Here is an 8,539-nt window from a genome sequence, read left to right as displayed (position 1 = left end):
TTGTATTCGACAGAAATATTAACAACCTAAAAATTAATCTCGTTTAATAATGCACTATGGGTAATTTTACAAATAAAATACCCAATTTACGGGTTTCCTCATAGCACTTTCATTTGTTTTCATTTCTTTTGTTTTTTAACATTTAGTATATTTACGCCAAACATCAATAAATTCATGGCTAAAAAAGTACAAACAAAAAGTACAGAAGAAATCCTTTGGGATGCAGCAAACAAATTACGTGGTTCGATAGAACCTTCAGAATATAAACACGTGGTACTGAGTTTAATCTTCTTGAAATTTGCAAGTGATAAATTCATCAAACGTAGAGAAGAATTAATAGCAGAAGGCAAAGAAGCCTTCTTAGAAATACCCGAATTTTATCAGGCTGAAAATGTATTCTATTTGCCAGAAGAATCGCGTTGGGATTTCATTATCGAAAATGCAAAACAAGAAGACATTACCCTAAAAGTAGATACCGCTCTTAAAACGATAGAACGTACCAACAAATCTCTGGAAGGTGCGTTACCCGATAACTATTTTTCTCGATTGGGATTGGATCAATCTAAGTTTTCGGCTTTATTGGATACCATCAACAACATCGATACGCTTCGTGATGAAGCCCAAGATATTGTGGGACGTGTGTACGAATATTTCTTGAGCAAGTTTGCCATTGCCGAAGGAAAAGGAAAAGGAGAATTCTATACGCCAAAATCTATTGTAAACCTGATTGCCGAAATGATAGAACCGTACAAAGGTAAAATCTATGACCCTTCTTGTGGTTCGGGTGGTATGTTTGTACAATCGTTAAAGTTTATTGAAAAACACCAAGGAAACAAAAAAGACATTTCCATTTACGGACAAGAGTTAACAAATACCACGTTTAAACTGGCGAAGATGAACTTGGCTATTCGTGGTATTTCTGCCAATTTAGGAAACAAAGCAGCAGATACATTTGGTGACGATCAGCATAAAGATCTGAAAGCCGATTACATCATGGCGAATCCTCCGTTCAATTTAAAAGATTGGAGAGCTGAAAACGAATTAACGGACGATCCACGTTGGGCAGGTTACGAAGTCCCTCCAAAATCCAATGCCAACTATGCGTGGATTTTGACAATGATTTCAAAGCTTTCGCAAAATGGTGTTGCCGGATTTATTTTGGCGAACGGTGCTTTGAGTGGTGGTGGTGAAGAATACAAAATTCGTAAACAAATTATTGAAAATGATTTGGTAGAAGCGATTGTGATTTTACCAAGAGCGATGTTTTACTCTACAGATATTTCGGTGACGCTTTGGATTTTGAACCGTAATAAAAACGAAAGAACTTTTGAAGTAAACGATGGTGTTAAAAAGTACCGTAACCGAAAAGGCGAAGTTTTGTTTATGGATTTACGCCAAAAAGGCGAACCGTTTGAAAAGAAGTTTATCCAGTTTGGCGAAGAAGAAATTACTACGATAGCTACACACTATCACAATTGGCAACAAAGCAGTTGGAAAGAAACTTATCTAAACATCCCTGAATATTCTTACAGTGCTAGTTTAGAAGAAATCCGTAAAAAAGATTATTCGCTAGTACCAAGTAAATACATTGAATTTGTAAACCGTGATGAAAACATCGATTACGATACCCAAATGCAAACCTTGCAAACCGAATTGAAAGACTTGTTTCAGCAAGAAGAAGCTTTGAAACAAGAAGTGGCAAACGTATTTAAATCGTTGGGCTATGAGTTATAAAATACTTGGAGATTATATTAGAAAAGTTGATAATAAAAATAAAGACATGAAAGTGCTTAATCTTCAAGGATTAAGTATGACTAAAGAATTTAGAAAATCAACTTCTAATATTGTTGGAACTGATCTTTCAAAATATAAGATCGTAAAGCAAGGACAATTTTGTTGCGATTTTATGTCTGTTATTCGAGTTCATAAATTACCAGTTGTCTTAAATAATTTAGGAGAAGATGTCATTATTTCTCCTGCTTATATTGTATTTGAAGTGATAGACGAAAATCTTTTACTACCAGAATATTTAATGTTATGGTTTAGAAGAACTGAGTTTGATCGCTATGCAGATTTTAGATGCGATAGTTCTATTCGTGGTGGTTTTCAATGGGAAGAGTTATGTGAAATAGAATTACCTGTTCCATCCATCGAAAAACAACGCGAAATTGTAGCCCAATACCAAGCGGTAGCAAACAAAATTAAAGTCAACGAACAAATCTGCGAGAAGTTAGAAGCCACTGCACAAACGTTATACAAGCAATGGTTTGTGGATTTTGAATTTCCGAACGAAGAAGGACAACCTTACAAATCTTCAGGTGGTGCGATGGTTTTCAATAAAGAATTAGAAAAGGAGATTCCTGAGGGTTGGGAGGTTGGAACGTTAAAAGATATTTGTAAAGTATTAAATGGCTTTGCATTCGATAGTGATTTTTATTCCTTTGAAAAAGGTATTAAAGTTTTACGAGGTGAAAATGTTACTGAAAGAGCATTAAGATGGGATACGTTGAAATATTATGATGGAGAAATGAATCCAAGAATTGAAAAATGTTTTTTAAAAACTAATGATATCGTAATTGGAATGGATGGTTCTAAAGTTGGTAAAAATTGGTCATTAATAGGTGAACATGAATTGCCTATGATTTTAGCACAGCGAGTAGCTTGTTTAAGAAGTGATTCATATATTCAAAATTTTATTTACCAAACATTGATTAATTTGAACTTTGAATATTATTGCTCACAAGTTCATACAGGAACTTCTATTCCTCATATAAGTAGTAAACAAATTGAACAATTTGAATTATTAATTCCAAATGAATATATCACAAGATCATTTGAAAACACAATTTCAAAATTAAGAGATATAATAAATATTCACATCAGTGAAAACCAAAAACTCACTCAACTTCAATCGTTGTTGTTAAGTCGCTTGGCAACGTTGGAGGGGTGAAAATATAAACACGAATAACCAAAAGAAACACTATGAATTATGTTATCAGCTAATTATTCTCCATTTATAAAGGCAATTGAAGAAATTGATATTTCATCATACAACCAATTTAATTGGTTTAAAGTCATGTATAAAATGACGGAGGAAAGATCGCTACACTCGCGAATGATTGCCTACTTATTAAATCCAGAAGGCTCACATAAGCAAGGAACGCTATTCTTAGAACTTTTCTTTGAAGAGTTTGGTATTACCAATTTTGATATAAAAGATGTTGTTGTATTACCTCATGAAGTAATAAAGAAAGAGGAAGATAATATTGACATTCTTATTACCAATTCGAATAAGCAGGCCATAATCATTGAAAACAAGATATTTGCTGGGGATAGTAACAAAGAAGAGGTGTTAGAGAATGAATGTGGTAATTGTACACACAAATACCAGATTCCCCGCTATTATTATAAAACGCAATGTAAGGGATTCACCGTAACCCACATTTTTTACCTTACTGTAAAACATAACAAACCTTCGTTTTATAACGATTTTCCTCCTGAAGTACAATCGCTACTGAAATGTAAAGATTATATCCAGTCTGTATTAAATTGGATAGGGAAATGTATAGATGTTTACCCAGTAGATGATGCGTTTAAAGTGGGTTTACAACATTATAAACAAGCAACTACAGAATTTCTAAACGATATGAAATTGGCCTTGAAATTAAAGGAGATTTCAGCCCTATACTTAGAAGAAGCAAAGCAGTTTTGGCCTACTTGTCCTAAAATTAAAATTGACCAAGATGATGAATATGCTATGATTAAAAGTCAATTCATCCACGTGAAATGGCATACAGTTCATGAGTTTTTCACAGAGTTGGTAAGACGGATTAACGAAGAATTTAAAGTTGACTTAACGGAAGTGGATAAAGAAAAAATTACTGCTGTAACCCATCGTAATTCTGAAACACCAACCTTACTAACATTTCAATTTCAGGATGTATTATACTATATCTGTAACGACAAAAACGGATTTAGTATAGGTCGTCATATAGAGAATAAAACAGAAGATGATTTTCAACTACTATTTGATAAAAAATACGCTTTTTTCGACTTTACAAAACCAGAAGTTTTTCAATTAATCAAACCAAATGAATCTGAAAGATTAGCTGATGAAATCGTAGATGCTTTGAAAAACTTTATAAATAAATAACCAAAAACTCACTCAGCTTCAATCGTTATTGTTAAGTCGCTTGGCAACGTTGGAGGGGTAAAACTAAAACTAAACTATTAACCAATTATAAAATTACAAATATGGCAAGATGTACAGCACCAGTAAATGGTCATCGTTCAGCAAGTGCAAGAGCAAACTGCCCTGCATGTGGGGGTAGTTATAGAAGTTATAATTCTTATTCATCGTACTCATCTCCTTATAGTTCTTCTGCAAGTAGAGCAGCAAGTGTAAGTAGTGGTAAATCCAGAGCACGTTGGTCTGCTGGAGGTTCGACAATCTTATATACACCTGCAGAAATTAGAACTCTTACCCCAGTTCGAGAAAATATAGAGAAACGAGCAGACCTTCCTGATTTAAGAGATGTTTTTCTTTGCCATGCATGGGATGATAGGAAAGAAGCTGCCCAAGAAATGCATGATTTATTAGAGTCAAAAGGAGTTACAGTCTGGTTTAGTGAAAAAGATGTATTGTTAGGTTCTTCATTACTACGAGAAATTGATAAAGGTTTAATCAAATCAAGAGTTGGAATTGTTCTAGTAACTCCAAATTTTCTTAAAAGAATAAAAGGTGAAGGAATTGCTGATAAGGAACTTTCTGTATTGTTAGCTCGCGATTTGTTAGTTCCAATTGTTCACAATACAACATATGATGATTTACGAGAAGTAAGTCCATTATTGGGATCAAGAAGTGGCCTTAGTACTAAAGAGGATACGATGGATTCTATCGCTTCCAAACTAGCAGAATTAGTTAAAGTAGAAGATTAGACAAAATTATTTAAACCTCAAACGTTGATATAATATTTGAAAATGTTGATGGGGTAATAACTATAAACACTAATAACCAAGGAAACACTGTGAATTATGTCATCAATAAGAATCCATGAAATAAAACTTAAGAATTATAGATCATTTGGTGTAGCTCAAACCTTTCTTTTTCCAAATGATGATTATCTTAAACCAATTGCAATAATCGGATATAATAATTCAGGGAAAAGTAATTTATTGAATGCTTTAAAATATGGACTTTATGAGTCAGTAAGAGAAGAGACTTTTACAATAAATGATTTTCATAATTTAAATTGGGCTAATGCTCCAAGATTTAAATTGAGATTTTCTATAGATATTTCAGATAGTCATTTACGCCTAGGAAATAGTTATGAAAATGATACAATAATAAATGTTTCAAATAACACAATTACATCAGTTGAAGATGTATGTAATTGTTATCCTGGATCAAATCAATATAGTAAGAAATGGGTAATTAAACAAAAGGCCCCTATTTACTATATCAATTTTCATAATATAAAAGAAGAGATTTCTACTCAAAAAACAAGTTGGGGAAATCTAAAATCTTTTTTAGCTAAGCATATACAAAAGTTAGTAGATGCCGACAATACTATGAAAGCTAAAAAAGATGATTTTGAAACTGAAGTTAAGGATGCAACTGATAAAGTTTTAGATAATTCTCAATTAAAACAATTTATAGAAACTATACAAAGAAATTATCACCAAAACCTACGAAACAATAGTTGTTTTGTTGATTTTGGTTTACCTAATTATGAGGATATATTTTTAAAAATGATGTTTAAGGTTGGTTTAAATGGTAATTCTGAGAATCTAATTCCTATTGATCATTTTGGAGATGGCTTTATTTCTATGTTTGTTATGGCAGTTATACAAGCAATTGCAGAAACTAATATCGATGATAGATGTTTGTTTTTATTTGAAGAGCCTGAGAGTTTCTTACACGAAAATCATCAAGAGTATTTTTATAAGATGGTTTTATGTACCCTTGCTGAAAAAGGCCATCAAGTAATATATACTACTCACTCAGACAGAATGATTGATGCTTTTGATACTAAAGGAATTATTCGTCTAGATACAGATGAGAATAATCAAACAATAAATGCTTATAATAATGTAGGATATTTTGTTAATCCATTTTTAGGATTAAACCCTGCTGATTTTGATGAACCAATTAATGTAGCACGATTTAATGAATATATCAAAACCGTTGAACCTAATCTTAATAGAATGCTTTTCAGTAAAAAAGTAATTCTTGTAGAAGGGCCTAATGATGTTTTAGTGTATAAGGAAGTAATAAGGAGAAAAGTACTAGAAGCTATTGCTACAAGAGATGATATAATTGATAAATCTAAATTTGCGGATACTTATTTAAATTTTGAAAATATATCATTTGTTTGTCATCATGGAAAGGCAACAGCCTTATACATTGTTGAATTGTGTAAACATTTTCAGATTGATTATTTTTTAGTTAATGATTGGGATTTTGATTTAGCAGATATTTCTATCGCCCAAATTAGAGGGTTTGCAGATTTAAACGCATTGCAAGCCGATCCTATTTATACAGGTGGTGATAGAACTAAAAAAGGGATGTTAACAACCAATAGAAATTTAATTGAAAGTACAATAATTGATAGAATTCACTTCAATGTTAAAAAATTAGAAGAAGTAATAGGGTATACAAGCGACGATAAGAGTTCTTTGAAAATATGGAATCATATTAATAATCCAGGTTTTATAATTACGGATGATTTGTTTCCTGAAAATTTGGCTCTGTTTGTAGGGATAAATAATTTAACACATGTTAATCCATTACAAAACATACAAGTTGAATTAAATGATGACTTGCCTTTTTAAAACATGAAACACACCAAACCTCAATTAGAACAAGCATATATAAGCCTTTTAAAAACAGAAAATAAATAAGATATAAATTAAAACGTCTGTTATTTCAGTCATTTTGTTTATATTTGTATGAAATAACGGACGTTTATGAAAAAGCAAATTGTTTTACCTCGATATAAAGATACTTTGGCACAAATGGGTGAGCAAATTAAACTCGCTCGTAAACGTCGAAAATTAACGGCTGTTCAAGTTGCTGAAAGAGCAGATATTGCCCGCTCTACTTTAAGTTTAATCGAGAAAGGAGATCCAAGTGTAGCGATGGGTGCCTATTTTAATGTACTTCGTGTATTAGGCTTACAAGATGATTTTTTAAAGTTAGCAGCAGACGACACGTTCGGACGAAAATTACAAGATTTAGATTTGTTATAAGATGGCAGTACAAAAAACCGATATATATGTTTATGCAGATTGGCAAGGCTTAGAAGCTCCATTGTTAATGGGCGTTTTATCTGCTCATCAAGCTAAAGGGCGTAAGGCTTTCAGCTTTTCGTATGATAAACTATGGCTACAATCTGGACATCAATATCAGTTAGATCCCGATTTACATTTATTTGCAGGTCCACAATTTGCCAACGAAAAAGAAAACTTTGGTCTTTTTTTAGACAGTATGCCCGATACTTGGGGACGTACCTTACTGAAAAGACGTGAGGCACAACTCGCCAAATTAAAAGGTGAAAAAGCGAAAACATTATATGATATCGATTTCCTATTAGGGGTTTATGACGAAACGCGTATGGGTGCTTTACGTTTTAAACTAGATCCGAAAGGTGATTTTTTAGATAACGATACAGAAAAATCGACACCACCTTGGTCTACCGTGCGAGAATTACAGCAAGCGGTGGTTCATTACGAAAATGATACCGACAACGAAGCCATGGCCAGATGGTTACAATTGTTGATAGCACCTGGTTCTTCTTTGGGGGGAGCACGTCCGAAAGCCAATATTTTGGATGATAACAAACATCCATGGATTGCTAAATTTCCATCTAAAAATGATACGATAGATAAAGCAGCTTGGGAATATTTAGCATATCAACTCGCTTTAAAAGCAGGCATAACAATGGCTGAATGTAAAATCGAGAAAATTAATGGACCGTATCATACTTTTTTCACCAAACGTTTTGATCGTGAAAGAACAGATCGAATTCATTTTGCTTCTGCGATGACCATGACTGCGAATAATGAAGAGACTATAAAAAGTCAGCCTGCCAGTTATTTAGATTTAGTGGAGTTTATTCAGACCAATGGATGTAATATCAATGAGAATTTAGCACAATTGTGGCGTAGAATTATCTTTAATATTGCCATTTCAAATACAGATGACCATTTACGAAATCACGGATTTATTTTAACGAATGACGGTTGGATTTTATCTCCTGCTTATGATTTGAATCCATCCATAGATAAAGATGGTTTAGCTTTGAATATCGATATGGATACGAACGATTTGGATTTCGAACTCGCCAAAAGTGTTGGTGAATATTTCCGATTAGCGGCTAAAGAAATGGATCAGATCATCGATGAAGTAACTGCTGTAGTTAAAAATTGGCAAGTGGTTGCCAAACAAATTGGAATTTCACGAGCTGAACAAGAATTAATGGCAAATGCTTTTAAATCCTAATTCTTATATTTATAAAACACAACTCTACGATAAACA

7 protein-coding genes are annotated in these 8,539 nt (G+C 32.8%); all 7 read left to right on the top strand.

From position 1 onward, the window contains the following. The first annotated feature begins 174 nt into the window (after positions 1-174). The 7 genes from EG242_RS04420 (at position 175) to EG242_RS04390 (ending at position 8,503) form a co-directional block, all read left to right on the top strand. The gene (locus EG242_RS04420; protein ID WP_124898700.1) at positions 175-1,734 is read left to right on the top strand and encodes a type I restriction-modification system subunit M; all 1,560 of its coding nucleotides are present in this window, start codon (positions 175-177) and stop codon (positions 1,732-1,734) included. Next, a complete protein-coding gene (locus EG242_RS04415) occupies positions 1,724-2,950 on the top strand; it encodes a restriction endonuclease subunit S (protein ID WP_124898699.1) in 1,227 nt (408 codons plus the stop codon). The genes EG242_RS04420 and EG242_RS04415 overlap by 11 nt, the downstream gene beginning before the upstream one ends. 39 nt (positions 2,951-2,989) lie before the next feature. Then, on the top strand, positions 2,990-4,153 hold the full coding sequence (locus EG242_RS04410) for a PD-(D/E)XK nuclease family protein (RefSeq protein WP_124898698.1): 1,164 nt from the start codon (positions 2,990-2,992) through the stop codon (positions 4,151-4,153). Between the two features lie 101 nt (positions 4,154-4,254). Next, complete coding sequence (locus EG242_RS04405) at positions 4,255-4,938, top strand: toll/interleukin-1 receptor domain-containing protein (RefSeq protein ID WP_124898697.1); 684 nt, start codon at positions 4,255-4,257, stop codon at positions 4,936-4,938. Between the two features lie 96 nt (positions 4,939-5,034). Next, on the top strand, positions 5,035-6,834 hold the full coding sequence (locus EG242_RS04400) for an ATP-dependent nuclease (RefSeq protein WP_124898696.1): 1,800 nt from the start codon (positions 5,035-5,037) through the stop codon (positions 6,832-6,834). A 135-nt stretch (positions 6,835-6,969) separates the two neighbouring features. Then, positions 6,970-7,251 (top strand): helix-turn-helix domain-containing protein, encoded by a 282-nt coding sequence (locus EG242_RS04395; RefSeq protein ID WP_124898695.1) that lies wholly within the window; start codon positions 6,970-6,972, stop codon positions 7,249-7,251. Position 7,252: 1 nt separating this feature from the next. Beyond that, the gene (locus EG242_RS04390) at positions 7,253-8,503 is read left to right on the top strand and encodes a type II toxin-antitoxin system HipA family toxin (protein WP_124898694.1); all 1,251 of its coding nucleotides are present in this window, start codon (positions 7,253-7,255) and stop codon (positions 8,501-8,503) included. The last annotated feature ends 36 nt before the right edge of the window (positions 8,504-8,539 follow it).

Source organism: Paenimyroides viscosum (assembly GCF_003858535.1).
Taxonomy (GTDB): Bacteria; Bacteroidota; Bacteroidia; order Flavobacteriales; family Flavobacteriaceae; genus Flavobacterium; species Flavobacterium viscosum.
The sequence above is the reverse complement of the archived record's forward strand: the minus strand, read 5'-3'. Positions and strand labels throughout refer to the sequence as shown.

Excerpts from the sequence above, each read along its gene's own strand:
- EG242_RS04420 (WP_124898700.1), top strand. The coding sequence starts at position 175 with ATGGCTAAAAAAGTACAAACAAAAAGTACAGAAGAAATCCTTTGGGAT.
- EG242_RS04415 (WP_124898699.1), top strand. The coding sequence starts at position 1,724 with ATGAGTTATAAAATACTTGGAGATTATATTAGAAAAGTTGATAATAAA.
- EG242_RS04410 (WP_124898698.1), top strand. The coding sequence starts at position 2,990 with ATGTTATCAGCTAATTATTCTCCATTTATAAAGGCAATTGAAGAAATT.
- EG242_RS04405 (WP_124898697.1), top strand. The coding sequence starts at position 4,255 with ATGGCAAGATGTACAGCACCAGTAAATGGTCATCGTTCAGCAAGTGCA.
- EG242_RS04400 (WP_124898696.1), top strand. The coding sequence starts at position 5,035 with ATGTCATCAATAAGAATCCATGAAATAAAACTTAAGAATTATAGATCA.
- EG242_RS04395 (WP_124898695.1), top strand. The coding sequence starts at position 6,970 with ATGAAAAAGCAAATTGTTTTACCTCGATATAAAGATACTTTGGCACAA.
- EG242_RS04390 (WP_124898694.1), top strand. The coding sequence starts at position 7,253 with ATGGCAGTACAAAAAACCGATATATATGTTTATGCAGATTGGCAAGGC.